Annotated in this window: 25 protein-coding genes and 1 riboswitch; of the genes, 19 read left to right on the top strand and 6 right to left on the bottom strand. The window is 59.3% G+C overall.

Going from position 1 to position 25,650, the window contains the following annotated elements:
- Nucleotides 1-267: 267 nt before the first annotated feature.
- From PHU01S_RS21585 to PHU01S_RS21555, 7 genes are all read left to right on the top strand, one after another.
- Nucleotides 268-474, top strand: a complete 207-nt coding sequence (locus PHU01S_RS21585; protein WP_127509881.1) for a hypothetical protein — start codon at nucleotides 268-270, stop codon at nucleotides 472-474.
- Nucleotides 475-1,052: 578 nt separating this feature from the next.
- Nucleotides 1,053-1,943, top strand: a complete 891-nt coding sequence (locus PHU01S_RS21580) for a carbohydrate ABC transporter permease (RefSeq protein ID WP_307721819.1) — start codon at nucleotides 1,053-1,055, stop codon at nucleotides 1,941-1,943.
- A 4-nt stretch (nucleotides 1,944-1,947) separates the two neighbouring features.
- Complete coding sequence (locus tag PHU01S_RS21575; protein ID WP_076357986.1) at nucleotides 1,948-2,838, top strand: carbohydrate ABC transporter permease; 891 nt, start codon at nucleotides 1,948-1,950, stop codon at nucleotides 2,836-2,838.
- 192 nt (nucleotides 2,839-3,030) lie between these two features.
- On the top strand, nucleotides 3,031-4,410 hold the full coding sequence (locus PHU01S_RS21570; protein WP_127509879.1) for an ABC transporter substrate-binding protein: 1,380 nt from the start codon (nucleotides 3,031-3,033) through the stop codon (nucleotides 4,408-4,410).
- Nucleotides 4,411-4,469: 59 nt separating this feature from the next.
- Nucleotides 4,470-5,462, top strand: coding sequence for a LacI family DNA-binding transcriptional regulator (locus PHU01S_RS21565; RefSeq protein ID WP_076357987.1), 993 nt, complete (start codon nucleotides 4,470-4,472; stop codon nucleotides 5,460-5,462).
- A gap of 178 nt (nucleotides 5,463-5,640) precedes the next feature.
- Nucleotides 5,641-6,885 (top strand): family 8 glycosyl hydrolase, encoded by a 1,245-nt coding sequence (locus PHU01S_RS21560; RefSeq protein ID WP_234992979.1) that lies wholly within the window; start codon nucleotides 5,641-5,643, stop codon nucleotides 6,883-6,885.
- A 256-nt stretch (nucleotides 6,886-7,141) separates the two neighbouring features.
- Complete coding sequence (locus PHU01S_RS21555; protein WP_076357988.1) at nucleotides 7,142-7,729, top strand: YjgB family protein; 588 nt, start codon at nucleotides 7,142-7,144, stop codon at nucleotides 7,727-7,729.
- Nucleotides 7,730-7,868: 139 nt separating this feature from the next.
- Here the strand turns inward: PHU01S_RS21555 and PHU01S_RS21550 are convergent, their stop codons facing one another.
- Nucleotides 7,869-8,375, bottom strand: a complete 507-nt coding sequence (locus PHU01S_RS21550) for a PCYCGC motif-containing (lipo)protein (protein WP_234992994.1) — start codon at nucleotides 8,373-8,375, stop codon at nucleotides 7,869-7,871.
- Between the two features lie 204 nt (nucleotides 8,376-8,579).
- On the opposite strand from PHU01S_RS21550, the gene PHU01S_RS21545 reads away from it, so the two are divergent.
- Entirely contained in the window at nucleotides 8,580-9,338 is a 759-nt protein-coding gene (locus tag PHU01S_RS21545; protein ID WP_127509877.1) for a MerR family transcriptional regulator, read from the top strand.
- A gap of 65 nt (nucleotides 9,339-9,403) precedes the next feature.
- On the opposite strand, the gene PHU01S_RS21540 is transcribed toward PHU01S_RS21545, so the two are convergent.
- The gene (locus PHU01S_RS21540) at nucleotides 9,404-10,438 is read right to left on the bottom strand and encodes a hypothetical protein (RefSeq protein ID WP_127509875.1); all 1,035 of its coding nucleotides are present in this window, start codon (nucleotides 10,436-10,438) and stop codon (nucleotides 9,404-9,406) included.
- 130 nt (nucleotides 10,439-10,568) lie between these two features.
- On the opposite strand from PHU01S_RS21540, the gene PHU01S_RS21535 reads away from it, so the two are divergent.
- On the top strand, nucleotides 10,569-11,354 hold the full coding sequence (locus PHU01S_RS21535; RefSeq protein ID WP_076357991.1) for a gluconate 2-dehydrogenase subunit 3 family protein: 786 nt from the start codon (nucleotides 10,569-10,571) through the stop codon (nucleotides 11,352-11,354).
- An 18-nt stretch (nucleotides 11,355-11,372) separates the two neighbouring features.
- Nucleotides 11,373-13,091 carry a GMC family oxidoreductase gene (locus PHU01S_RS21530; protein WP_127509872.1) on the top strand — a complete coding sequence of 573 codons (1,719 nt, stop codon included), beginning with the start codon at nucleotides 11,373-11,375 and terminating at the stop codon, nucleotides 13,089-13,091.
- A 271-nt stretch (nucleotides 13,092-13,362) separates the two neighbouring features.
- On the opposite strand, the gene PHU01S_RS21525 is transcribed toward PHU01S_RS21530, so the two are convergent.
- Together PHU01S_RS21525 and tatC are read right to left on the bottom strand one after the other, a co-directional pair.
- Nucleotides 13,363-13,557, bottom strand: coding sequence for a twin-arginine translocase TatA/TatE family subunit (locus PHU01S_RS21525; protein ID WP_048744779.1), 195 nt, complete (start codon nucleotides 13,555-13,557; stop codon nucleotides 13,363-13,365).
- 48 nt (nucleotides 13,558-13,605) lie between these two features.
- The gene (gene tatC / locus PHU01S_RS21520) at nucleotides 13,606-14,334 is read right to left on the bottom strand and encodes a twin-arginine translocase subunit TatC (protein ID WP_021881515.1); all 729 of its coding nucleotides are present in this window, start codon (nucleotides 14,332-14,334) and stop codon (nucleotides 13,606-13,608) included.
- Nucleotides 14,335-14,533: 199 nt separating this feature from the next.
- Here tatC and PHU01S_RS21515 point away from each other — a divergent pair, with 199 nt between their 5' ends.
- From PHU01S_RS21515 to PHU01S_RS21480, 8 genes are all read left to right on the top strand, one after another.
- Complete coding sequence (locus PHU01S_RS21515; RefSeq protein ID WP_049868255.1) at nucleotides 14,534-14,902, top strand: c-type cytochrome; 369 nt, start codon at nucleotides 14,534-14,536, stop codon at nucleotides 14,900-14,902.
- Nucleotides 14,903-15,408: 506 nt separating this feature from the next.
- Nucleotides 15,409-17,271 carry an LTA synthase family protein gene (locus tag PHU01S_RS21510; protein WP_021881513.1) on the top strand — a complete coding sequence of 621 codons (1,863 nt, stop codon included), beginning with the start codon at nucleotides 15,409-15,411 and terminating at the stop codon, nucleotides 17,269-17,271.
- A gap of 284 nt (nucleotides 17,272-17,555) precedes the next feature.
- Nucleotides 17,556-17,754: riboswitch (cobalamin riboswitch) on the top strand.
- A gap of 161 nt (nucleotides 17,755-17,915) precedes the next feature.
- On the top strand, nucleotides 17,916-18,884 hold the full coding sequence (locus tag PHU01S_RS21505; RefSeq protein ID WP_127509870.1) for a DUF4430 domain-containing protein: 969 nt from the start codon (nucleotides 17,916-17,918) through the stop codon (nucleotides 18,882-18,884).
- A complete protein-coding gene (locus PHU01S_RS21500; protein WP_164763154.1) occupies nucleotides 18,877-19,770 on the top strand; it encodes an energy-coupling factor transporter transmembrane component T in 894 nt (297 codons plus the stop codon). The genes PHU01S_RS21505 and PHU01S_RS21500 overlap by 8 nt, the downstream gene beginning before the upstream one ends.
- Entirely contained in the window at nucleotides 19,743-21,416 is a 1,674-nt protein-coding gene (locus PHU01S_RS21495) for an ABC transporter ATP-binding protein (protein ID WP_164763153.1), read from the top strand. Before PHU01S_RS21500 ends, PHU01S_RS21495 begins: the two co-directional genes overlap by 28 nt.
- The gene (locus tag PHU01S_RS21490; protein ID WP_049868252.1) at nucleotides 21,413-22,114 is read left to right on the top strand and encodes an ECF transporter S component; all 702 of its coding nucleotides are present in this window, start codon (nucleotides 21,413-21,415) and stop codon (nucleotides 22,112-22,114) included. The genes PHU01S_RS21495 and PHU01S_RS21490 overlap by 4 nt, the downstream gene beginning before the upstream one ends.
- 195 nt (nucleotides 22,115-22,309) lie before the next feature.
- Nucleotides 22,310-22,828: an RNA polymerase sigma factor gene (locus PHU01S_RS21485; RefSeq protein WP_021879675.1), complete on the top strand. Its 519-nt coding sequence runs from the start codon at nucleotides 22,310-22,312 to the stop codon at nucleotides 22,826-22,828.
- The gene (locus PHU01S_RS21480) at nucleotides 22,800-23,852 is read left to right on the top strand and encodes an anti-sigma factor (RefSeq protein WP_127509864.1); all 1,053 of its coding nucleotides are present in this window, start codon (nucleotides 22,800-22,802) and stop codon (nucleotides 23,850-23,852) included. Before PHU01S_RS21485 ends, PHU01S_RS21480 begins: the two co-directional genes overlap by 29 nt.
- 129 nt (nucleotides 23,853-23,981) lie before the next feature.
- Here PHU01S_RS21480 and PHU01S_RS25960 read toward each other — a convergent pair whose 3' ends face one another.
- Together PHU01S_RS25960 and PHU01S_RS21475 are read right to left on the bottom strand one after the other, a co-directional pair.
- Nucleotides 23,982-24,155: a hypothetical protein gene (locus PHU01S_RS25960; protein ID WP_157053957.1), complete on the bottom strand. Its 174-nt coding sequence runs from the start codon at nucleotides 24,153-24,155 to the stop codon at nucleotides 23,982-23,984.
- A 14-nt stretch (nucleotides 24,156-24,169) separates the two neighbouring features.
- On the bottom strand, nucleotides 24,170-24,547 hold the full coding sequence (locus PHU01S_RS21475; protein ID WP_021879678.1) for a DUF948 domain-containing protein: 378 nt from the start codon (nucleotides 24,545-24,547) through the stop codon (nucleotides 24,170-24,172).
- Nucleotides 24,548-24,891: 344 nt separating this feature from the next.
- Here PHU01S_RS21475 and PHU01S_RS21470 point away from each other — a divergent pair, with 344 nt between their 5' ends.
- Nucleotides 24,892-25,458, top strand: a complete 567-nt coding sequence (locus PHU01S_RS21470) for a uridine kinase family protein (protein ID WP_049868250.1) — start codon at nucleotides 24,892-24,894, stop codon at nucleotides 25,456-25,458.
- Nucleotides 25,459-25,650 lie beyond the last annotated feature (192 nt).

The raw sequence follows: 25,650 nt of genomic DNA, 5'->3' as shown, positions 1-25,650 counted from the left end.
AAAGACGTGCCTGAAAGACATGCCGAAAGGCATGTCTTTCATTTTGTTTGCCTGCTGCCTAGCAGAGGTACATGCTCGGAGAAATGTAGGGCAGGCATTCAGAGATCCCGCCAGCAGCAGGATCTCATGAAACATGTGTTTGAAAAACGCCGAATGTGGGGGCGCACCGAACATACATAGGTTCAGGGAGCGTCACAGGGAATGAAGCAGGCAGTTACAGGGAATGAAGCAGGCAGTTACAGGGAATGAAGCAGGCAGTCACAGGGAATGAAGCAGGCAGTTACAGGAATTAAAGCAAGCAGCGTCCGAAGGAATAAAGAAGGCGCCAACACAGAAATGAAGCAGGCAGTCACAGGGAATGAAGCAGGCAGCGTCATAGAAATGAAACAGACGGCGCAACAAGAGGCAGAGGTGAGGGAGGCAACGGAAATGGAGGAAGCGGAAGGAAGAAACGTGCAGAGAGTTGGGGAATGAAGCATTTTGAGCGGCTGCGGTATGAAACCTGCAGCACTCTGTGTGCATGAAGCCAAATTGGGGAGAACGGGAGAGAAAATGACCGATTTCCGATTTATCGGACATAGGATCCGTTATTTTGGGGAAATGGACGGATTTCGAATCCTATCGGACATAGGATCCGTTATTCCTGCAAATTGTATCGGTATGAGAGTAAGAATTGAAAAATAACGGAACGTATGTCCGATAAATCCTCTGTCTAAATGAGCCGAATAGCGGATCGTATGTCCGATCCGTATCCCATCATGCCCCTACTTTGGAAGACAGCCGCGAAATTTAGTGGCAGGCGCCTTGAGATCGAATCGTCCAAGTCGAATGAAGCTACTGAATGGAGGGGCGATCCTAACCGCCCTCGATTTTGGTTATTGACAAAAATTACAGGCGTGAAATATACTGACATCAATCAAATAATTAAACCGGTTTAACTTTCGTTGGCCGGTACCCCGATCCTACTCCGGGGAGAAGGTATCCTCGGCTGCGGTCCATTTTTTTGCCTTAAAAGTTAAACCGCTTTAACTTTTGTCGAAGAGAGGGTCCCTATGATGAAAAGAACGATCGGAGCCTCCCAAAGCCGAGCCTTTTACGCGTTCATATCGCCCTGGCTGATCGGCTTTGCGGTGCTCACCTTGCTTCCCATCCTCGCCTCGCTGTACTACAGCTTCACCGATTACGACGTCATCCACGCCCCGGCATGGGTCGGGCTGGGCAACTTCCGCGAGCTGTTCCATGACGAGCAGTTCTGGAATTCCATCTCCGTCACGCTCAAGTACACGTTCATCAGCGTCCCGCTCACTCTGCTCCTGTCCTTGCTGCTCGCCATCCTCATCAACCAGAAGGTTCCTTTTCAAGGCTTTTTCCGAACCGCGATTTACTTCCCGAGCATGATTTCCGGCGTCGCCATGTCGCTGCTGTTCACCTGGATCTTCAATCCGCAGGCCGGCCCGTTCAACTATGTGCTGTCCCTGTTCGGCATGGACCCGATTCCTTGGCTGCTCGACGAGCGGTTCGCGCTATGGGCGCTGATCGTCATGTCGTTCTGGGGAATGGGAGCGGGCATGCTGATCTTCCTCGCGGGGCTCCAGGGCGTTCCCGCCTCGCTGCTCGAAGCCGCGCGCCTCGATGGGGCGGGCAGGCTGCGATCCTTCTGGCATGTGACGCTGCCGATGATATCTCCCGTCTTCCTGTTCCAGCTCATCGTCGGCATCATCGATTCGTTCCAGGTGTTCACGCAGGCCTACACCATCACCCAAGGGGGCCCCAACTACACGACCTGGTTCTACGTCTACAACATTTATATAAGCGCTTTCAAAAACTTCCGCTACGGCTACGCATCCGCCATGGCGTGGCTCCTGCTCGCAGCCGTGCTGCTCATCACCTGGTTCATCCTCAAGGCGTCGAACCGCTTTGTCTACTACGAAGGGAGCCGCTGATTCCATGAGTCCATCCGCAACCGCCGGCCTGCAGGCCCAGCCTGCCTCCCGCGCCGGACGAAGAGAGCAGCTCTGGAGCAAGGCCGTCAGCCTGATCCTGCTGCTGCTGGTCACCGCGGCGATGCTGTCGCCGCTCGCCTTCATGGTGTCGACCTCGCTCAAGACGAGCAAGGAGCTTCTAATCTATCCGCCGCAGCTGCTCCCGGACGCGCCGGCTTGGGGCAACTACGCCGAGCTGTTCCGCAACGGCGAGATCAAGTTCGGCCAGCAGTACATGAACAGCCTCATCGTCGCCGTATCCGCCGTCGTCGGCACCGTCCTGAGCTCGGCGCTGGTCGCCTTCGGCTTTGCCCGTTACCGGACCAAGGCCAGCGGTTTCCTCTTCCTGCTCGTGCTCAGCACGATGATGCTTCCTTATCCGGCCATCATGATTCCCCAATTCCTGCTCTTCACGAAGCTCGGCCTTCACGATTCGCTGCTGCCGCTCATCCTGCCCAACTTCTTCGGCTCGGCGTACATGATTTTTCTGCTCAAGCAGTTCTTCTCCACGATGCCTTCCGAGCTGTACGAGGCGGGACGGATCGACGGCTGCAGCGAATTCCGGCTGTTCTGGAACCTGACGCTGCCGCTGGCCGGGCCAGCCATGGCGACAGTGGCCATCTTCACCTTCATCGGCAGCTGGAACGACCTGCTCACGCCGGTGCTCTACCTGGATTCCCAGGAGAACTTCACGCTGCCGATCGGCCTCGCCTCGATGATGTCCTCCAAGTTCCGGCTCGCTCCATGGAACCTGCTCATGGCCGCATCGATGCTGACGGCGGTGCCGATCATTCTCCTGTTCGCCGTCGCGCAGCGAAGGTTCGTGGAAGGAATCGTCCTGACCGGAATCAAGTAGACTGCGCTTGCAAGGTTGCCGGCCGGCCCATCGTGCCCCGTCCGCTGAGGCTCCTGCTGATGCAGCTCATCCAGGTATTGAAAAGACCCTTCCTTCCGCGCCCCTTTTTCCGCCAATTGGAAATGCCTCCGGCTTCCAGCAAGACTCACCGCAATATCACCAAACTATCGCCATCCAGGGAGGACGATACTCATGAACACTACCGAAAAAGCAGGTCCGTTCGCCAACAGCGCAGCCAAGCCTGCAGGAAAGCTCGCCAAATCGGCCGCCGCCGCCGCGCTCCTGACGGTTGTCCTGTCCGGCTGCTCCGGCAGCGGCAATTCGGGAGGCGATACGGTCACCATCACGCATTATACGATCGATTCCCCGGACCGCACGTTCGTGGAGAAGCTCATTCCAGACTTTGAAGCCAAGCATCCCGGCATCAAGATCAAGGTGACCAAGGCCCCCTACGAGCAGTTCGATTCCAAGCTGCAGTCGGCGATCGCGGCCAAAAATTCGCCTGACGTCACCTCCCAGTGGGGATACGGCGGATTCATGGAGTATTACAATAAAGGCATGCTGATGGATCTCTCGCCTTATCTCGGGGACTTCAAGGCTGCCGACTATCATATTCCGGACAACGTGATGAAGATTTACGAGGTCGGCGGCAAGACATACGGAATTCCGCTGAACAGCTATGTGTCCGTCCTGCTGTACAACAAGGATATGTTCGACAAGGCCGGACTCTCCTATCCGCCGACGGATTACGAGGACAAGAGCTGGACGTTTGATAAAATGGTGGAGGACGCCAAGGCGATGACGGTCGACTCCAAAAATCTGGCGGAAGCCCAGTACGGCCTCGACTTCGGCTTCGGGGAGCGGGACCAGCGCCCTCAATACTTCGGCGCCAATGTCTACTCGGACGATACGTGGACAAACGGCGGCAAGCCGTCCCAGGTCAATCTCGACAAGCCTGAGGTTATCGACGCCTACAAGAAGATATACGGCCTCATCTGGGATCAGCATGTCTCGCCTTCGCCGGCGTTCAGCAAATCCGTCGCAGGACAATTCGGCGATCCGTTCCTCTCCGGCAAGATCGGCATGTCCGTCGTCGGCTCGTGGAGCCTGGCCGCATCGAGCGACTTCAACTTCAAGGTCGGCGTAGCGGCCGTTCCGCAGGGGCCGAATCCGAAGGTGCGCAGCGTCCTCTATATCGATCCGTTGTTCGTGCTCAAGGATTCCAAGCATCCGAAGGAAGCGCTGGAATGGATCAAGTATCTCGTATCCACCGAGGTGCAGAAGAAGTCCATCGACTTGTCCGGCGGCAACCCGCCCGTCAACCAGGAGGCGGCGGAGGCGTACTACGCGCACTTCGACGGCATCGATGCGGCGCAGATCAAGCAGGTGTACGAGGGCGCATACAAATACGGATTTGAATCGTATAACCATCTGATCGACAACTATTCCCAAATCAACGAACTGTTCATCAACGAGCTGGCGAGCGTCGAGAACGGCGACAAGAAGCCGGAGGAAGTGCTGCCGGGACTTCAGCAAAAACTGCAGAAGCTGCTCGGCCGGGTCAACAAGTAGGCCGGGCCGGGTCCGCCAGCCTGCAGGCCATCCTACGCCGCAAGGAGCCAGAAGCAATCATGAAAGCAAGCATTTACGATGTCGCCAAAAAATCCGGACTCTCGGTCGTCACCGTCTCCCGCGTCCTCAACCATGATCCTTCCGTGCGGGAGAAAAACCGGGAGAAGGTGCTGCAGGTCATGCGGGAGCTGGACTACCGGCCCAAGGCGGCCGCGCGCAGCCTGGCCAAAGGCAAAACGAGCCTGATCGGAATGAAGCTCTCGACGCTGGACGATTCCTTCTTCGACGCCGTCGTGAAGGTCATCAGCGAGAGGCTTGCCGAACGCGGCTACTTCCTCACCTTGTCCGTCTCGACGGACAAGGAGCCGGCCGGCTCTCCGCTGCTGTTCCAGGAAGAGCATGTTGACGGCGTCATTCTTCTCTCCCCGATGAGGGAGGAGGAGGATCGCAAGGAGCTGGAGAAGCGGGGCATCCCCTATGTGATGGTCGATCATCAGCATCCGGCTCCGGCCGTGCCGGCCATCGTCGTGGACAACTACGCCGGGGCGCTGATGGCGACGAACCATCTCATCGGGCTCGGCCATCGGGAGATCGCCCATATCGCCGGCCCGGAGCTGTTCCTCAGCAGCCGCGAGCGGGAGAGGGGATTCAGGCAGGCGATGCTCGAGGCGGGCTTGGAGCCGTTCTCGGTCGAGCCGGGCCAGTTCCAGATCTCGTCGGGGCTGGAAGCGGCCGACAGATGGATCTCGGCGGGAAGACTGCCGACAGCGGTGTTCGCCGCGGACGACTATACCGCTCTGGGCATGATGGATGCCTTCAAGACGGCGGGCATCCGCATTCCGCAGGATGTGTCGGTCGTCGGCTTCGACGACCAGATCATCGCCTCGCAGTTCCGGCCGAAGCTGACGACGGTGCGGCAGCCGGCGGAGGAGATCGGGCGGCGCGCGGTGGAGCTGCTGCTCGCTTCGCTCGGAGGCGGACGAGCGGAGCAGCTCGAGCTGAAGCCGGAGCTGGTCGTGCGCGAATCGACGTCGCCGCCGACCGGCGGATAGACATGATTGGGCCTGGAGGCATTCCGGCGATCCTGCATTTTCCATGCAGGCGCCGGGGCTGTCCATGCCGGACCCTTTTGAAGGAGGTGAGGCAGGCTAACGGGCATCGCAGAGGCAGTTCGCCACGGAACCGAGGTCGACCGCTGACAAGACAAAATGAATGAGGAGGAATCATGTAATGGGAATCAAAGGGATGGCAAAAGGAAAGTTCCAACCGAAAATGAAAGCGCTTATCTCCATGGGGCTGTGCGTCGTCATGCTGCCGGCAGGAATCGCCTTCGGCGCCGGGGAAAGCCGGCCGTTCCCGCAGCATGCCGCCTATACGGCGGGCACCATCAAGCCGAGCAACGTCACGCAGAGCGCCATGGACAGCTCCGTCCAGAGCAAGTGGAGCGCCTGGAAGAGCAATTACCTGAAGACGGCGGGCAGCGGCAAGTATTACGTGAAATACAACGATGCCGGGGAAACGGTATCCGAGGCCCATGGCTACGGCATGCTCCTGACGGTGCTCATGGCGGGAGCGGACAGCGGCGCCAAAACGTATTTTGACGGCCTGTACGCCTATTACAAAGCCCATCCGAGCGTCAACAATTCCGCGCTCATGGCATGGAAGCAGAACAGCAGCTTCCAGAACGTCGAAGGCCCGGATTCCGCCACGGACGGAGACATGGACATCGCCTACTCGCTGCTGCTGGCCGACCGCCAGTGGGGCAGCTCGGGCACGATCAACTATCTCTCCGCGGCCAAGTCGGTCATCAATGCGATCATGCAGAGCGACGTGAACCAGTCCCGCTGGACGCTGCGCCTCGGCGACTGGGCGACGAGCGGCACGGAGGCGACGGCGACGCGCCCTTCCGACTTCATGCTGAACCATCTCAAGGCGTTCAAGGCCGCGACGGGCGATACCCGCTGGGATCAGGTGGCGGACCAGACTTATTCCATCATCAATGCGATTTTCGCGAACAACAGCTCCACGACGGGCTTGCTGCCCGACTTTGTCGTCTACTCCGGCGGCACCTACAAGCCGGCTCCGGCGAACTTCCTGGAGAGCGACCAGGACGGCAATTACAACTACAACTCCTGCCGGACGCCATGGCGGATCGCGACCGACTATCTTCTGAGCGGCGACAGCCGGGCGCTGAGCCAGCTCAAGAAAATGAACAGCTGGATCAAGTCGAAGACGTCGAGCAATCCATCCTCCATCAAGGATGGATACACGCTGACGGGCGGAGTTGCCGGAAGCTACAACAGCGGCGCGTTCTACGCCCCGTTCGGCGTGAGCGCCATGACCGACTCCTCCAATCAGGCCTGGCTGAACTCGGTCTGGACCAAGACGGCGGGCAGCTCGGCCGAAGGCTACTATGAAGACAGCATCAAGCTGTTCTCCATGATCGTCATGTCGGGCAACTGGTGGACGTACTGAGCGAGGCTTCATGAGCGGGAAGAAAAGGAATGGATAGAGTCCGGCAGGCTGCTCGGCAGCCTGCCGGGCTTTTTTTGTCGGGCAAGCCGATTATTCAGGATTCGAGGGATAAATTGCCTGTCCGCCTAACGTGAGATTCCGCGCAACATATCGGCGGGCGAGGACGTCGGGTACATATGAATCCATTACGAGGTAAATAGTTTATCTCTAAAATGGGTAAGGGTATCCATACCCCAATCTACAGGAGGTCTTCATCATGAACATGCAATGGACGAAAAAAACCGCCTTCGCCGTTCTCGCCGCCGGGGTTCTGGCCAGCGCCGGATCCGCTCTGCCCTTCTCATCCGCCCATGCGGCTGCTTCCACCGCTGCCGTATCGGCGCATGACCAGGCCGCTGCCAAGCTGAACAGCTTTTATAAACCGGCTCTCAAGGGCCAGTTCCCTGATTTCAATTCCTTCACGGTCGGAAAGACCACCCGCCAGACCGTCGTCAAGACGATCGGAGCGCCAATGGTGCCGATGAAGGACTCGGACGGGTTCGACGTGTATACGGCGGACATGGGACATCCCGGCTACGCCTTCAACTACAAGCTGGGCAAAATCCGCGAGATGCGCTACTTCGGCACGAACGTGGAGCGCCAGACGAATATCGGGAGCATAACGGTCAAGCTGCTCGTGCAGCAGTGGGGAGCGCCGGACGCATCCGTCATTTTCAAGACGGGCAAGACGCAGCAGAAGAAGATCAGCTACGTGCGCGGGGATTACCAGCTCGACTTCATCTTCAACAACATCAACGGAACCGACTGCGCGCATATCAACCTGAAGGCCAAAACGTTGAAATAAGGCCCGGCATCCATTTTCATGGGCGGAAAGGTTCAAGACAGGCCATGTTCATGCCGCGCGAATGGAGAAGAGGCTGCCCGGGAATGTCCGGACAGCCTCTTTTGGTTTGCGGATCGTGCCATGAATCCGGCAGCCTGGCTCAGGAAGCCTTGTACTGCGCTTCGATAGACTCGCGGATCTGTTCGGGAGTCTTGCCTTCGGCAAGCATGCCGATGGACTGGGCCGCGATCTGCAGGCAGACGCCGCAGCGGGTGCCGTGGTCGTCCCAGACGACGGAGCCGTCCTCCTTGACCTCATGGACGAAGCAGTTCATGTTGCTCTTATGTCCGGCGGAGCTTTCCATGCAGCCGCAATAACACGGCATGCCCGACAGCAGCTCGGTCGCCTGGCCGGCAGCCTGATAGACGAGCCGCACCTGCTCCGGCTGTCCGTCCAGGAACTTCGGCATCGTCTCTGCCGATGCGGTCGTCTCCTGCAGATCGCCGCTGACCGTGTGGACTTCGCCGTCCCCATGCCCGGCATGGCCTTCTCCGCCGGATTGCGCGGCCTTGTCCGCTTCTCCGCTGCCGCAAGCAGCGGTCAGCAGCAGCAGGGACAGGGAGCCGAGCAGCGTGATTCTTCGAATCCTTCCGCCTAACGCCATCATCATGTCGCACAGCCTTTCCGGGAACTCTTAAAGGCGAGCCTGCGGCTCTGCCGACGCCAGCCCGGAACGGCTTGTCCGAACGTCTGGCGCCAAGCGGGCTGGCTTGTCCCCGCGTATTCTTTTTCTTACTATAACATAGGAAGATGCTGTTGACTCTCACGCAGCGTGAGGCCTTATCCTGAGGCAGAAGGGAGAGACGCGAACATGCTCAAGGTGAAGGAAGCGGCGGAGCTGGCCGGCATCAGCGTGCGCACGCTGCATCATTACGACGAGATCGGCCTGCTTCATCCGGAGGAGGCGACGGAGTCCGGCTACCGTCTGTATTCCGACCGCGATCTCGCCATGCTCCAGCAGATCCTGTTTTTTCGCGAGCTCGGATTCCCTTTGAAGCAGATCAAGTCCATCCTCCAGGATCCGGGCTTCTCGGAAGCCGAAGCGCTGCGGCTGCACCGGGATATGCTGCTGGAGAAGCGGAGGAGGCTCGATGCCATGATCCGCACCGTCGACAAGACGCTGCGGCATGCCGAAGGAGAGATGAAGATGAGCGGCAAGGAAAGGTTTGAAGGATTCGATTTTTCGTCCAATTCCTACGAGAAGGAAGCGCGCGAGCGCTGGGGAGACCGGAAGGTGGACGAGGCGGAGGCGGCAGCGAAGGGCATGACCGGGCAGGACCTGGAAGCCTTCAACGGCGTTTATCGCCGGCTGGCGGATGTTCGGCATCTGCAGCCTGATTCGGCCCCGGCGCAGGAGGCGATCGGGGAGTGGTGCCGCATGCTGCAGACGTTCGGCTCGTACACGCCAGAGATGCTCCGGGGACTCGGCCGGATGTACGTCGACGATGCGCGGTTCACAGCCAACATCGACAAGTTCGGCGACGGTCTGGCTGTCTTCATGCGCAACGCGATGGCTGTGTATGCGGATCGAGCCGGGGAAGCGGAAGCCGGAGGGAATGAAATGGAATAAAGGAAAGGCAGCCTCGGACGAAGGTCCCGGCTGCCTTTCTTTTTTTGCATGAGCAGCAATGCCGATCAGCGCTGCTGCTGTCCGACCATCTTCAGCAGCTCGGCGAGCAGGTCGCCGGCCTTGGCCGCATCCTTGTTGGAAACAGCGCCGGAGCCGGCCTTGTCGCTTGCCGGCGTTCCTTCGGGAGCCGGCTGCGCCGTTTCCCCGGCTGCGCCTTCTCCCGTTCCTGCCGCAGCGTCTCCCGCGGCACCTCCAGCCGTGTCTCCCGCGGCACCTCCCGCAGTGTCTCCCGCAGTGCCTCCCGCAACGCCGTTCTGGTCGAGCAGGCTGCGGAGCTTGTCGATCAGCTCGATCGCCTGGGAGCTTTCTATGCTGTCCACGTCGACTTGGTCGCCGAGGTATTCCTTGAGCTTGGCCTTGGCCTGCTCCAGGCTGCTGGAATCGACGCTTTTGGCGCCGTAAGTGCCCTCGGACTTCGTGTTCTCGGCTCCGTGGCCGCTGAAGCCTGCCGTTCCGCTCAGCAGCTTCCTCTGCATCGGATCGTAGCTTGCGGACGTCATGCCGCGCTTCGAGGAAGCGAGAATGACGTGGTCGTCGAACACGAATACCTTCACGCCTTCGATGCCGTCGGCCTTGAGGCGAGACTGCAGATGCGACGAGAAGCCGCCGCTGTGCAGGCCGGAGCTGCCGATGAGGCTGTAGGTCGACGTGCCGAGTCCATGCGTCGTTCCGGCATGCTCGTAAGTCGTCGTTTTTTTGTTCCGGTCGATGCTTGGAATTTCCGTCGTGCCGTCCGCCATTCCGTACCCGGAAGCTCCATATGGATGGTGGCCGTCTGCGCCCATGCCGTAGCCGGTTATCCGCTCTCCCGTGCGCTCCAGCGCGCGCGTGCCGCTGCGGGCCGAATGGGCCGCGTCGCGGCCTGCGATCTCGACTCCTCTAACCGTATCCTTGCCCGCTCTCTCCAAACCCCGCACGGCCGAATGACCGGCTCCATGCATCTGATTCCCATTTTCTTTGGCCGGGCCCGCGCATGCGCCAAGCGCCGCCATGCTGCCGACGAGCACGCCGGCGGCCGCAAACCGTATCGCTTTTTTCATCAGGTGCAACCTCCATCCGCATATTGACAAGCGCACATAGGTTATCCTTTCGAATCCAAATGTATAATGCTTTCTTCTTGGAAAATAATACGGGCATTACCATCTTGCAATCAGGGAGGAATCTATCCGCATGGACACAGACCAGCAAGGCTCCGGCGCGGACCGGAAGGATCCCGTACAGGAGCCGTCAAGAAGGCGGTTTCTCATTCGTTCCGGGTATGCGCTTGGAGGACTTGTCGTCGGGGGAGCCGTAGGCGCCCTCATTAACCGCAAGCCGAAGGCAGAGGCGAACACGGGCAAGGAAGGGGAAGGGACCGCCGCCAAGGTTCCCGGCAACTTCAACCGCGCGCTCATGTTCTTCACCCAGTCCCAGTTCGCGATCGTGCAAGCCGCCATGGAGCGGATCTATCCCGAGGACGACCATGGGCCCGGGGCCGCTTCGCTGGGCTCCGCCTTCTTCATCGATCACCAGCTCGCAGGGGATTACGGCTTCAACTCCCGCGACTACATGTCCCCGCCATTCTATGCGGGCGAAAAGGTCCAGGGCTACCAGGGCAGGCTGTTCCGGCGGGACATGTATCTCATCGGGCTGCAGGAGATGGACAATTACAGCCAGACGAAATACCAGAAGGGCTTCGCCTCGCTCGATCCTGCGCAGCAGGACGAGGTGCTGGCCGCGTTCCAGGCCGACGAGGTGAAGCTGACCACGATCTCGGCCAGCGGCTTCTTCAATATGCTGCGCGCGAACACGATCGAGGGCGCCTACAGCGATCCGCTGTACGGCGGCAACGCCGACATGGCCGGCTGGAAGATGAGGAACTACCCGGGCAACCAGATGAGCTACACCAGCATCATCGAGAAGGATTTCACGAAGATCGCTCCGCAAAGCCTGCAGGAGCATATGGCGACCCATTAGCCGGAAGGAGCTGTCAGTATGGCAAGGAAATTACCGAAAACCGATGTCGTCATCGTCGGAGTCGGCTGGGCAGGCGGCATCATCGCCTCCGAGCTGACCAAGCAGGGTCTGGGCGTCGTCGGGCTGGAGCGCGGAAGAGAGCGCAAAACCGAAGACTACTTCATGGTGCATGACGAGCTTCGCTACGGCGTGCGGTACGATTTGATGCAGGATCTGTCCAAGGAAACGATCACCTTCCGCAGCAAGGAGCAGGTAAGGGCGCTGCCGATGCGGCAGTACGGCTCGTTCCTGCTCGGGGACGGGCTGGGCGGCTCCGGCGTGCACTGGAACGGACAGACGTTCCGCTTTCTGCCCTATGACTTCCAGATCCGGACGAAGACGATCGAGCGCTACGGCAAGGCGAAAATTCCGGACGGCATGACGCTGCAGGATTGGGGCATCACGTACGACGAACTGGAGCCTTACTACGACAAGTTCGAGAAGCTGATCGGGCTGTCCGGCGAGGAGAATCCGCTTGGAGGCAAGCGGTCGAATCCTTATCCGACGCCACCGATGAAGAAGACTCCCGCCATGCAGAAATTCATCGAAGCGGCCAAAAAGCTGAACCTGAATCCCTATATGCAGCCTTCCGCCAATCTGTCGGAAAACTATACGAATCCGGACGGAGTGTCGCGCGCGGCTTGCCAGTACTGCGGGTATTGCGAGCGGTTCGGCTGCGAGTACGGAGCCAAGGCGGATCCTGTCGTGACCGTCATTCCGGTCGCCAAAAAGACGGGGAAATTCGAAATCCGGACCCATTCCAACGTCCGCCGAATCCTACATACCGGGGGCAAGGCGACAGGAGTGCTCTATACGGACGTCACGACCGGCGAGGAGATCGAGCAGCCGGCGGACATCGTCGTCGTCACGAGCTATGTGTTCAACAATGTGCGTCTGATGCTGATGTCCGGCATCGGCAAGCCGTACGATTCCGCCACCGGCAAGGGCGTCATCGGCCGCAACTATGCCTATCAGGTCATCAAGGGCAATGCGGCGGGATTTTTCGAGAACGAGGAATTCAACAACTTCGCGGGGGCAGGCGCTCTCGGCGTCAATCTCGACAACTACAACGGGGACAACTTCGACCACAGCGACCTGAAGTTCATCCATGGCGGCTCCATCAGCATCGGCCAGACCGGCCAGCGCCCGATCCTGAACAACCCGGTTCCTTCGGGAATGCCGGCATGGGGTGCCGAATTCAAGAAGAATTCCTTGAAATACGCGAACCGGGTGCTGTCTGTCGGAGGCCAAGGGTCGTCGATGCCGTTCCGCCATCACTTCCTCGATCTCGATCCGACCTACAAGGACACGTTCGGCGACCCGCTCGTGCGCATCACGTTCGACTTCGAGGAGCAGGACCGCGAGCTGGCGGTGTTCCTGGCCAACAAATCGGCCGAGATCGTCAAGGAGATGGGCGCCAGCCATGTCGACCAGCTCAAGGAGCTGGGGCCGTACGACATCGTGACCTACCAGTCCACGCATAATACGGGCGGCGTCGTGATGGGCGATTCCCCGGAAACCTCGGCGGTGAACAGCTACTCCCAAAGCTGGGATGTCGACAATCTGTTCGTCGTGGGCGCAAGCTCGTTCCCGATGAACTCGGGCTACAATCCGACCGGCACGGTCGGGGCGCTCGCTTACCGGGCCGCGGAGGGGATATTGGAATATCGCAAGAAGGGCGGCAGCCTGGCGAAATAAAGCTTCAAGGGCCAACCGAACCGGTTGGCCCTTTTCCTTGCGCATTTGCGTGCGGCTATCGCACGGTGCCTCTGGCGCATGAGAGGAGGAATCAGATCCGGAAACGAGCCTTAAAGGTACCCTGGCGTCAATCGGAACCGGAATAAGGTCTGGCACCAGTCTTTTCCCGGATGCTTGGGCCAGATGAACATAACATGGCAAAGAGGCTGCCTCTCGCCGAAGCGGCGCTTGAGACAGCCCCATTCAAAATATATCTGCCCGAAGCGACAGGCTAGTTCAGCTGCTTGCGCTCTTCCTTCGACGGTTCGATGACATCGTCGTCGACGATGCCTTTGGTCGAGTTGCGGAACTCGCGCAGCGTATCGCCGAAGGCGCGCCCGAGCTGAGGAAGCTTGGCCGGGCCGAACACGATCAGGGCAATGGCGAAAATGATGACCAGCCCGGAAATGCCGATATTGTTGAACATGATGTTGGTCTCCTTTCAGATCAGATCGGCCGGCGCGGCTGCGGCGCTTCACGGGGAGGCGACGGGCTGCGCTCGGCGGTTATAGAGCCTGACGGACAGGAATGCGCTGATCTCGTACAGCACGACGAGCGGAATCGTCACCGACAGATGGGAGACGAAATCCGGCGGCGAGATGCAGGATCCGACAACGGCGAGCCCGAGATAGGCGTATTTGCGCGTCTGCTTGAGCCTGGCCGGAGTCAGCATGCCGATCCGGGTAAGGAACAGAATGACGAGCGGCATCTCGAAGGCAAGCGCGAGCGGGAACACGACGCTGAACAGGAAAGAGAAGTAGCGGTCGATGCCGTACGTTTCAACGGCGCCTACCGTCCGGTTCATTTTTTGCATGAACTCCAGCATCATCGGGAACACGACCCAATAGCTGAAGGCCAGTCCCGTCAGGAAGAGCAGGAAGGAGGCCGGAACGTACATCAGCGTCCCCTTGGCTTCCCTCTCGGTGAGCCCGGGCTTGACGAAAGCCCACAGCTGGAACAGGACGACCGGCAGCACAAGTACGAGGGCGAACAGCGTCGCGCAGCGCAAGTAGACGAACAATCCATCCGTGTAGGCGAACACATTCCATTGAACGTCTGTTCCGGCATGCGAACGGATCAGCTTCAGCAAATGGGGGGAGGCGTACATGCCGCCGCAAAATGCGGTGACAAAGCAAGCTCCGACCACGATCAACCGCCGCCGCAGCTCCTCCAGATGGCGGATCCATTCCTCCTGCGCGGACATTGGGCAGCACCTCCTTTACCGGTTCGGGCCGCCGGCAGAACGTTTGCCTCAGCGGTTTCCAGGTACAGGAATAGATTCTCCGAATGGAGGAGGCCTTATGCACCGAATGAAACGGCAGTACGCGAAAAGCAGGCATGAGGAAGGAAAATTAGGGGATTCTACATGTATCCGAAAGGATAATTGAAGGAGGCATGTACCGATGGATTCCAAGAAAAAATGGCTGCTTGCGGCCGTGCTGGCTCTGTTCGTGCTTGCGGCTGCCGCCTGCGGCGGAGGCAGCAAGAACAACGGCGGGACAGGCAACGCCGGTGAGTCGACGCCGGCCGGCAATGGCGGAACGACGACCGCTCAGGCGGAGGAAGTGTACAAGTCCAACTGCATCAGCTGCCATGCGGCCGATCTGGGGGGAGGCGTCGGCCCGAACCTGCAGAAGATCGGCGCCAGCGAGTCGGCCGAGAATATCCGCCATCAGATCGAGAACGGAGGCGGAGGCATGCCGGCCTACAAAGGAACGCTCAGCGACGCGGATATTACCGCGCTCACCGACTGGCTTGCCTCCAAGAAGTAAACAGCCGCGAAAATCCCCGCAGCCTCGCGATGAGGAGCGGGGATTTTTTGCGTTCAGGCTTGCCGCTGAGAGGCGCATGCCTGTGAGCCGGGAGCGGCTGCACGCTTCCTGCCAGCCCGGAGCCCTGAACAAGCGCATTCTTTCATGATAAGCGCATCTGCTTCATGGCCTGCGCCCTGCCTCATGGCAAGCGCATTTTTTCATGACATGCACAGGTGCTTCATGGCCAGCGTATTTTTTCATGACGTGCATCCCGTTTCATGCCATGCGCCCCGTTCCATAGCCGACCATCCTGCCTCATTCCTCAGCGCCCCCTGTTTCATGCCATGGCCTCCTAGTTTATGGGTCTATATCCATTTCCAAAAGATCCCTGACGAGGAGCCATGATTTAATTGACTACTTAAATAACCGGATGTATGATAAATGGCGTTGGCGGCGTCCGATGCGAATCCGTCCGATTTCACGTTCTCATTCCATCATTCTACAGGTAAGGAAGTCATGTCGAAATGAAGATCATTCTACGGCTGGGCAACCTCCGTTTTTTGCTGTTTACCCTTATTCTGCTGGCCAAGAGCGCTCTGGCCTGGTATATCGTGTTCGAAGACGGCCCCAGCTGGACCATGCTGCTGACGGAAATTCCGTTCATGTGGGCCGTATTTTGCCTGATCGAGTGGCTGGCTTCCAAGCGCAAGCTGCTGTATTACACCTTGGCGGATCTGGCGTTCACTTTCCTGTATTTCGCCGTCCTGATGTACTTCAAGTATTACGGCGTCATCGTCACCTACCACCAGCTCAACCAGGCGGGCAAAGTGACCGAGGTCGGGGAAAGCACGTATTCCTTGATGGATCCTTACTATTTGCTCGTCTTCGCCGACATCGTCATCCTGCTGTTCCTGCATGTGCGCCTGCGGATGAAAAAGAAATCCGGCTATGTCGCGAGCAGGCTGCTTCCGTACCGGAAGCCTGCGGTGCTCGGCATTCTCGTTCTTTCCGTGGCGCTCTGCGTCTTCGATATCTGGCCGAACCGGGCCAGCATGAACGAGAGCAAGCAGGCGGAGGAAATGGGCATCCTCAATTATGAATTCTACACGTTGCTGTCCGACGGCATCGAGAATTCCTCGGTCGAGACGGTTCCGGTCACCCAGGCGGCGATCGACGAGCTCAAGGGCGTCCATCCGGATGCAAGTCCGGTTGCCTTCGGGGCAGCCAAGGGCAAGAACGTCATCATCATCCAGATGGAATCGTTCCAGAACTTCCTGATCGGACTCAAGGTGGACGGCCAGGAAATTACGCCGAATATCAACAAGCTTGCCGATGAGAATTACTATTACAAGAACTTCTACAGCTCTGCGGGCTCCGGCACGACCTCCGACGCCGAGTATGTGGTCAACACGTCGCTGTACGTTCCCGCTCATGAGCCTGCGGTGCAGGCGCTTCCGAAGAACGGCCTTCCGAGCCTGCCCAAGCTGCTCCAGAAGAGCGGCTACGAGACGGCGACCTTCCATACGAACGACGTTCAGTTCTGGAACCGCTCCGAGCTGTACCCGGCTCTCGGATGGCAGCATTATTATGACAAAAGCTATTTCGGAGACGGAGATCATGTGGCGTTCGGCGCCTCGGACAGCGTCCTCTTCTCCAAAACGATGCCGAAGCTGGAGGAGATGAGCGCATCCGGCAAGCCGTTCTACGCGCAGATCATTACGATGAGCGCCCACCATCCGTACAATATCCCGGAATCCAAGATGACGCTGGATCTGCCGGACAATCTGGACGGCACGCTGCTTGGCCGTTATTTGCAGGCGCAGCACTTCGCGGACCAGGCGCTTGGCCAGTTTATCGACGAGATGAAGAGCAGCGGCATGTGGGACAACAGCATGGTCATGTTTTACGGCGACCATCAAGGTCTGCCCGTCTATACGCTCGACAAGAATGAAAAGACATCCATCGATGCGATGATCGGCCATGAATACAGCTATGCCGACATGTTCAATATTCCGTTTATCCTTCATGCTCCGGGCGTTACGGGACCTTCGGTCATTACCGAAACAGGCGGACAGATCGACATTTTGCCGACTGTGGCGAATCTGGCGGGAGTTTCGCTTGCGGACCAGATCCACTTCGGCACCGACCTGCTGAATCTCAAGGGACGTCCGAACATGCTGCCGGTGCGGCATTTCCTTCCTACCGGCTCGGTCATTACGGATTCCGACGTGTTCGTTCCCGGCAATGCGTTCGAGGACGGCACCAATTACCCTCTCGTGGGCAAGGACACCGGCGGACGCAAGACGACTGAGGATGAATTCAACCGCACCCTTGAGCTGCTGAAGCTGTCCGACAGCTACAGCCAGACGCTGCGGGATGAGCCTTGATTCATCCGGAAATGCTGAAGACAGCCATGCTCGGGAGCATGGCTGTCTTCCTTTGTTTCATGGCAGGCCGGGCTCTCCCGGGCGATTGGACGCCGCGCTCTTGAAGTCGTGACCGGCAAAACCTGAAATGTCCGGGACGCGGAGATCTGGTTGTTTTCCAAGTATCGAAGGAAGCGGAGCTGATCGGGGAAACCGGCTCCGATCCGTCGCAAGGTTTGGAGCCGCAAACTGGGTACTGTGTTTTGGAGCGGAGTCTGCTACAATGAGGGATGACTTTCAACAATTTCATAGCTGCTTTTATGGTGCCTGCGCAGGTATTTCGGCCTGCGGGGCTTAATAGGGAAGTTCGATGAAAATTCGACGCGGTCCCGCCACTGTGAAGCCGAGCGGCTGCCCGAGGCATCCACTGTCCCTGCCGGGATGGGAAGGAAGGGCGGCGCGATGAAGCGAAGCCAGGAGACCTGCCATAAAAAGCTTGTATCATAGCTTCCCGCGAGGATGGGAGGGAGAGCTGCGGGCAGCGGCTGTTTGCCTGTATGCCTGCCTGCGGCGAGGCATCCCTTTCGGACATCTTTCACGTGAAAGATGTCTTTTTTGGCTTGTCCGCTACGGGGAGGACGCGGGCATAGAGGAGGCTTCGGAACATGAACGGAAAAAACGGCTTGAATAAAGCTGTCGGAATTATCGCCGCGATAATGATTTTGGCAGGGACCGCATGGCTGTACGGTGCCGGACCGCTGGCGAAGCCGGCGGAGCGGCAGGAAGCCTCGCAGCCGGGAGCGTCCGCTGCCGGGCTGAATTCGGAATCCGGCGCCGCTGGAGGACTTGCATCGCCGCAGGCGGAAGAGGGGCAGTTGCCGGCGGCCGGAAGCCCCATGCCGTCCCCGGCAGCAGCGGCAACGCCCTCCGCCGGTCCGGAGGGCTCGTCAGGAGCTGCCGGCGCCGGCGCAGCAGCCGCAGGAGCGGAAGCGTCTACGCCGCCGATCAAGGACGGTTCAGCGGGACAGGGAGGAGACGGTTCCCCGGCGCCGTCAGAGCCGCCTGATCCCCAGACGTCTGGCGGAACCGCAGCCGGCACGGCCAAGCCGCAAGCCTCGGGCGGAACCGCAGCCGGCACGGCCAAGCCGCAAGCCTCTGGCGCAAATGCAGCCGGTACAGGCGCAACGAAGCCTCCCGCCGGTGCGGCATCGCCTGCGCCCAAGCCGAAGCCTTCCGCGCCGGCGGCCAAGCCGCCGCAGGCTCAGGCCGTCACGATATCGGTAACCGGCTCGGCCAAGACGGGCGTCATTCTCAAGGCGACCCGGGTCGAGGCCGAGGAAGGCGATACGGTGCTGGATGTGCTGAAGAAGGCCGCGCGGAGCCGGAAGATGGTCGTCGATTACAGCGGCAAGGGAGCGGCCGCCTATGTAAGCGGAATCGGCAATCTGTATGAATTCGACGAGGGAGCGGGCAGCGGCTGGCTGTTCAGCGTGAACGGCACCTTCTCCAGCCGCAGCGCCGGCGCGTCGAAGATCAAGCCGGGCGACGAGATCCGCTGGGTGTACACGACCGATTACGGCAAGGATGTCGGAGCCTCGGAGGGCGACGGCGGCGGGAAGGGCTCCGATGAGTAGAGGACTTGGGTTCAACGGCCTCCATCCCGCCGTAGCCATGCTTTATTTTCTGGTGCTGCTCGTCTCCTGCATGATGTTCACCGATCCCGTCATGTCGGGATTGACGCTGCTGGCGCTCGTCGCGCTCCATCTGAGTCTCGACGGAGGAAGGACGATGCGGCGCGGCTTGAAGCTGTATGCCGTTCTGGCTTTATTCATCTTCATAACCAATCCGCTGTTCTCCAGCAGGGGAGCGACGATCCTGTTCTACTTCCGCGACCGGCCGGTCACGCAGGAATCCGTCGTCTACGGGGCCTTGTTCGCCCTCTCCCTGGTCAATGTCCTGCTCGCCTTCGCTGCGTACAGCCTGGTCATCACCTCGGATAAATTCCTGCTGCTGGCCGCTCCGATCGCGCCCCAAACGGCGTTCGCCATCACCGTGACGCTGCGCTTCATTCCGCTGCTGACGCGCAGGCTGAAGCAGATCATGACGGTTCAGCGGGCATTCGGCTACATCTACCCCGGCATGCGCAAGAAGCTGCTCATGCGGGAAGGGATGGAGACGATGCACACCCTCGTCGCCTGGTCGCTGGAGGAGTCGATGCAGTCCGCCGCTTCGATGCGCTCGCGCGGCTACGGGAGCGGCAAGCGGAGCAGCGCCGTCCGGTACCGGATGGAAGCGAGGGATTGGGCCTGCCTATGGCTGATCGTGCTCCTTGGGAGCCAGATCGTCATCGGACGGCTGTACGGCGTCCACGACTACGAAGTGTTTCCCAGGCTTCAGCCGCTGGACGTATCGCTCTCGGCATGGGTCCATTTGGGCTGTTATGCGGTCTTTCTGGCGATTCCGCCGGTTATGAACGGAAAGGAGCGTCTGCATTGGCGCATTATCAGATCCAGAATGTAAGCTTCCGGTATGCGGGCTCCGACGCCCCGATATTGGACGGTATTTCAGTCGATATCGACGATGGCGATTTCGTCCTCCTATGCGGCCCGTCCGGCTGCGGCAAGACGACGCTGCTGCGCCAGCTGAAAAACGAGGTGCGGCCGGCCGGCAAGCGGGAAGGAAGCATCCGTTATGACGGAGCCTCGATCGAGGAGCTGCCGGCGCGGAGGTCTGTGGAAGAGATCGGCATGGTGTTCCAGCATCCCGACAGCCAGATCGTCATGAACACGGTCTGGCAGGAGCTTGTCTTCGCCATGGAGAATCTCGGCTATCCGTCCGACCAGATTCAGCGCCGGATCGGCGAGCTCGTGCCGTTCTTCGGCATGGAGGAATGGCTGCATCGGCAAGTCCATGAGCTGTCAGGCGGCCAGAAGCAGCTGCTCAGCCTGGCATCGGTCATGTCGCTGCGTCCGAAGGCGCTGCTGCTCGACGAGCCGACAGCGCAGCTGGATCCCATCGCGGCGAGGGAATTCATCGGCCTGCTGGCCCGCATCAACGAAGAGATGTCGATTACGGTCATCATCAGCGAGCATCGGCTCGAGGATCTGTTCCCGCTCGTCACGAAGGCTCTCGTCCTGAGGGACGGACGCATCGCCTATGCGGGCTCTCCCGGCGAGGCCGCCCGGCAGATCGGCCGTTCCGGCAGCAGGGACGATGCGGCCTTCCTGCCTTCGGCGACCCGGCTCTATTTGCAGGGCGGAGGATTCGGAGAAGAAGGAGCGGTGCCGCTGACGGTCAGGGACGGCAAGCGATGGCTGCAGGCGCGGACAGGCAAGCTTAACGGGGCTGACGGTCAGCGTGGCGAAACGTTCTTGGCGGAAGGAAAGGCGGCATCGGCTGCCGCGCCGCCCGGCAAGCCGCTGCTGACGGGCAAAGGACTTTATTTCGCTTATGAGAAGGATGCCCCCATGGTGCTCGGAGGGCTTGATCTGGACATTCGCGAAGGCGAGCTGTTCGCCCTGTTCGGCAGCAACGGCAGCGGCAAGTCGACGCTGCTGCAGGTCATCGCGGGGGCGATCAAGCCGCTGCGGGGCAGCCTGTTCCTGGAAGGCGTGAGCCTGCTCAAGAAACGCCTCGCGGGCTCGGTCGGCTATGTCGCTCAAAATCCGCTGCTGTACTTCACGCGCGATACGGTCGGGGCGCAGCTGGACGACAGGCTGGAGCGGCTCGGCCTGGAAAAGCGGGAAAGCCGTCTCCAGGAGCTGCTGGAGCGGTTCGGGCTGGAGGGGCTGGAATCCCGCCATCCGTTCGATCTCAGCGGCGGCCAGCAGCAGAAGCTGGCCCTGCTCATCGTGCTGCTCGGCAACCCGCGCCTGCTGCTGCTCGATGAGCCGACCAAAGGGCTGGATCCGCTCTTCAAGGGAAAGCTTGCCGAGCTGCTTGCCGATCTTCGGAGGCGGGGGACGACCATTCTGATGGTCAGCCATGATGTCGAATTCGCCGCCTCCCATGCGGACCGCTGCGGACTGCTGTTCGACGGCCGCATGGCGGCGGCCGAGGATACCCGTTCCTTCATGCGGGAGAATTACTTCTATACGACTGCCGTGCAGCGGGCGGCCGGCAGCCTCTATCCGGAAGCCGTCGTCCTGGAGGACGTGCCGTTATGAGCGAATCTCTGCGCAAGGGACTGTACGTTCTCAGCTTCGGCGGAATCGCCGCGCTTCTCGTGCTCGTGCTGTGGAGGAGGGAGCTCTATCTGCCGCTCAGCCTCCTCATGATCGGGCTGGTCATGCTGCCGTTCTTCATCCGCTTCGAGCGCCGGCGGCTGCGGGCCGAGGAGCTGCTGCTGGTCGCCATGCTTGGAGCCATCGCTGCGGTGAGCCGCGTGCCGTTCGCGGCGCTGCCGAGCGTGCAGCCCGTTTCGTTCGTCGTCATCATGGCAGCGCTCGTTTTTGGAGCGGAGACGGGCTTCCTGGTCGGAAGCATCGCTGCGGTCGCCTCCAACCTGATGCTCGGCCAGGGCCCATGGACGCCGTGGCAGATGTTCAGCTGGGGCATGATCGGCTTCACAGCGGGACTGCTGAGGCATACCCGCTTCATGGCAAGCCGCTGGGGCCGCGCGGCGTTCGGCTTCGGCTGGGGCTTTCTGTTCGGCTGGATCATGAATCTATGGTCCCTGCTCGGATTTTACGACCGGCTGAGCTGGCCGGCTTTCGCGTCGGTTTATGCGGCCAGCTTTTATTTCGATCTCGCCCATGCGCTCTCCAACGTGTTCTTTCTGACGCTGTTTTCCGGCATCTGGCTGAACATATTGGGCCGGGTGAAGCAAAAGTACGGCCTGCTGGAAAACGGACGGGCCGGATAACTTGGAGCCGGAAGCATGAATCTCCGGTCTTATTCAATTCCTTCGATAAGAAGCCCGAGGCGCAAGGCAGCCAAGCTGCCCTGCGCCTTTTGCCTTTTCCTTTGCCGCCGCCAAGGAAGAAAAAATGCCGGACCGAAGGCGGCGTTGTATACAAGCGGGCAGGGAGATCCGTTATAGGGCAAGGAAGGGAGGCGCATGGTGGAGCAGAGGATGCGCGAAGCGCTTAGCAGGAAGGCAAGGCAAATCCAAGGGTATTTGATCCGTCTTGGCGCCGAACGGACGCTCGCGGAGGATATCGTTCAGGAAACCGTCTACAAGGGACTTGTCCATATGGACGCCATCCATCCGGACAAGTTTTCAGCTTGGCTGTACAAGGTCGCCTTGAATCATTATTACGACATATGCCGCAGGCAGAAGCGCATTCTGGTTCCTTATGAGGAAAGCCCGGCGGATGATGCCGGAGGAGACCCGGAACTGAGCATGCTGCGGAAAGAAAAGCGGGAAGAGATCGAGCGCGTGCTGGACCGGCTGAATCCGGTTTATAAGCAGCTGCTGATCATGAAGTATGAGCTGGACCTGAGCTATCAGGAAATCGCGGGTCTGCTCGGCATTCGAGCGGAGAAGGTGAAAACCTATCTGTTCCGGGCGCGAAAGCAATTCCAAAAGGGTTACGGAGGGATGAACGATGACGGAGGAAAAGAAGAACGATCGTGAAATGGAGTCTGACCACGGCGAGATGGGGCAGGAGAATGACGGATGGAGAGCGGATGGAGACCTTTCAGGACTTGTGCGCAAGGCGAAAAGGAAATCGCTGCTTCGCAGCGCGGTCATCTCCGCCTCTGCCGCTGTCCTCGTACTGGGGGGAGCGCTCATTGCCAATCTGCAGCTGCTTTACAAGAGCTCGGATAACGCGCTGCGCGATATTTCCCTGTTCAAGCAGATCAGCGGACCGAACTCGTACGAAGGGGGCTACCGGGTGGATTTCGGCCTGCTTACAGGGAAGCTGGACATCCAGACCTACAAGCTGATCGAGGGCGTGCCGGTCGTCCAAGGCGCCGAGCCCTATGAATACAATGTACTCGGCCATTTCTCCAAGCCGGCGGGAGGATACAATCTGGGCCTGCCGGATGCATTCATGAAGGAAGAGAAGCTGGACTACATGCGTCCTTACAATCCGAATACGGGTGAGCGCGAGATGCTCTTCTATCTCCCTGACATTTCCTACCCGCGGACGCTAAACGAGCTCCCTCAGCTGGAGGCCATGGATCCGGACAAGCTGGTCGAGCTTGCCGTTTCATTCGACAAAGCCTACACGGTCAAGGAAATCGGGGCCATGCTGCCTCCCGATGCCCATCCCGTATGGTATTGGGTGGACACCTACTCCAACCGCTACCCGTATGAAGCGAAAAAAATGCCGGATGGGAGCTCGGTCAGCCCGTTTCCGGACAGCGAAGCGGGCGTGTATGGCTTTGGCATGCACCCCGATACCGCGACGAATACGGCGGCAGAAGAGGATTTCCTGAAGCTGATTCAAGCCGGTCTCAGCCAGAAGGGGAAGTATGAGGGCGAGTACAAGCGGATTTACGATTATTTGCGCAAGGACAAGCCTGCTCCCCTGACGAGCGATGTGCGCATTTGGGGTGTCGTCGTGACGGGCACGGCAGAGAATCTCAAGGCGCTGAACGGAAAGCCTTATTTGAAAGCTGCCGTATTCGGGGCGATTGCGGACCGGTATTAGGCGGGCGTATAGTCATTTGCCCCATCCTTTTCCAGTCAGCCGCCGCAGGGCAAAAAGGTCTGGGACGACAGCGTCCCAGACCTTTTGCTGTATGTCAGTGAACGATTAAAGGCATAGATGTTCTGCCTGCTAAAACGAATAGTTGATGGAGTGGAGAAACCAGTTCAAGGTGATGATGGCTACCGCGAGATGGAGCAGGATGGGAAGCCAGGCTTTGCGCGGCAGCTGCAGATCCTGGACGAGGCTGATGACGGCCCAGATGAATATGACCAGATAGGACAGCTGAATTAGAAGCGTGGGCATACCGGATCTCCCCTTTACTTCAAGTTGATTTGAATCGCTTTTTTCTTCGGCGCTTCCGTCTCCGGCGCGGGGTGGAGCACGTCCCCGATTGCGGCGGCTGCTTGCTTGACGGTTCTCGTTACGCTGTGAAGCGCTTCTCCGACGTCATGCGCGGATTCGAAGATCGGTTCTACCGTACGGATTTTGCCTTTGACGTCGGCCGTGATCAGGTTGGCGGTATGAATCAGCTTCTTGGATTCGTCGGTCAGCCCGTGAATGGCGTTGCGGACTTCCGAGAGGGTGCGGTTGGTCTCGCCGAGAGTGCTCATGCCTTTATTGAGAATGCGGATGACGAAGAACACCAGAACGACGAAAGCGGCGGCGCTGGCCGCTATGCTCAGCGGTATGATCATGTCTCCTCCTCCTTACTAGGTAACCTATGTGCAAGCCCGGCAGATATGCCTCTCCCTTGATATCCCGGCTGCTCCCTCACGTTGCAGGAACGAGCGCAGACAGGCTTTTTGCGCCGCTTGCGGAAGCTCTATTCTTCGCAGCTATGCTGGCTTGGATGGGGAAAGACGAGGCTGAGCATTCTTGGTTTCCTGACGTATTATCTTCTGCCGGCGGAGAGCTGGGTAGGACTGCAGGGGCGGAATGTAGAATGGAATGAATTAGTCGACGGAAAGAGCAGGCGGGGACAGGATGAGCAAAGACAAGATGGATGCGGGTCACAGTGCAATCGGCAGGAGGAGAGAGCATGGCATTATGCGTTGGCATCGCGGGAGGTACAGGCAGCGGGAAAACGACCTTGAGCCGTTATTTGGCGGAAAATCTAGCGGAGTTCCGCGTCCGGGTGATTCCTATGGACAAGTTCTACAGGGATCAGCGCCCCCGGACGATCGCCCCGCTCAGCGGCCAAGAGTATGAGGACTTCAACCATCCGGACGCTCTGGATCTGGACGCGGTCGGACGGGAGCTTCGGGAGGCGCTGGAGGAAGAAGACATCGTCCTGATCGAGGGATTCTTGCTGTTTGCCGTCAAGGAATTGGCGGACATGCTGGAGTATAAAGTTTTTGTCGATTGTCCTTCCGACGAGCGGCTGGCCCGCAGGCTCGGCAAGTTCAAGAGCGGCAAATACACGCAGGAGGAAACGGTCAGGGAGTATCTGGAGCTGGTGCGGCCGCGGCATGACCGCTACGTGGAGCCGACCCGCTGGCAAGCGGATCTCGTGCTCAACGGCTCTCTTCCATCCGCGAAAGGCGGAGAGATGCTGCTGGAATGGATCCGGTTCAAAGCTTCTATGCCGATGCCGCGTTGCATTTGAGCCTGAAGCAGGGTTTAAGACTCCAAACAAGCCTTATGGGCGCTTTGGGGAAGCTTGTCTAGCCGGACCGGAGCTTTAAGCATTCTCTCGACACGAGACTCGGCAGACTGCGCTGGGTCCGGTTCGGTAAGCACACTATGCAGCACCCTAGAACAAATAAACGATCTCCACATAAAAAGAGCGGTCCCAGAA

Origin of the sequence: Paenibacillus humicus NBRC 102415 (assembly GCF_004000905.1) — a bacterium.
GTDB classification, from domain to species: domain Bacteria; phylum Bacillota; class Bacilli; order Paenibacillales; family Paenibacillaceae; genus Paenibacillus_O; species Paenibacillus_O humicus.
This window is presented reverse-complemented; position numbering and strand designations above follow the sequence as displayed.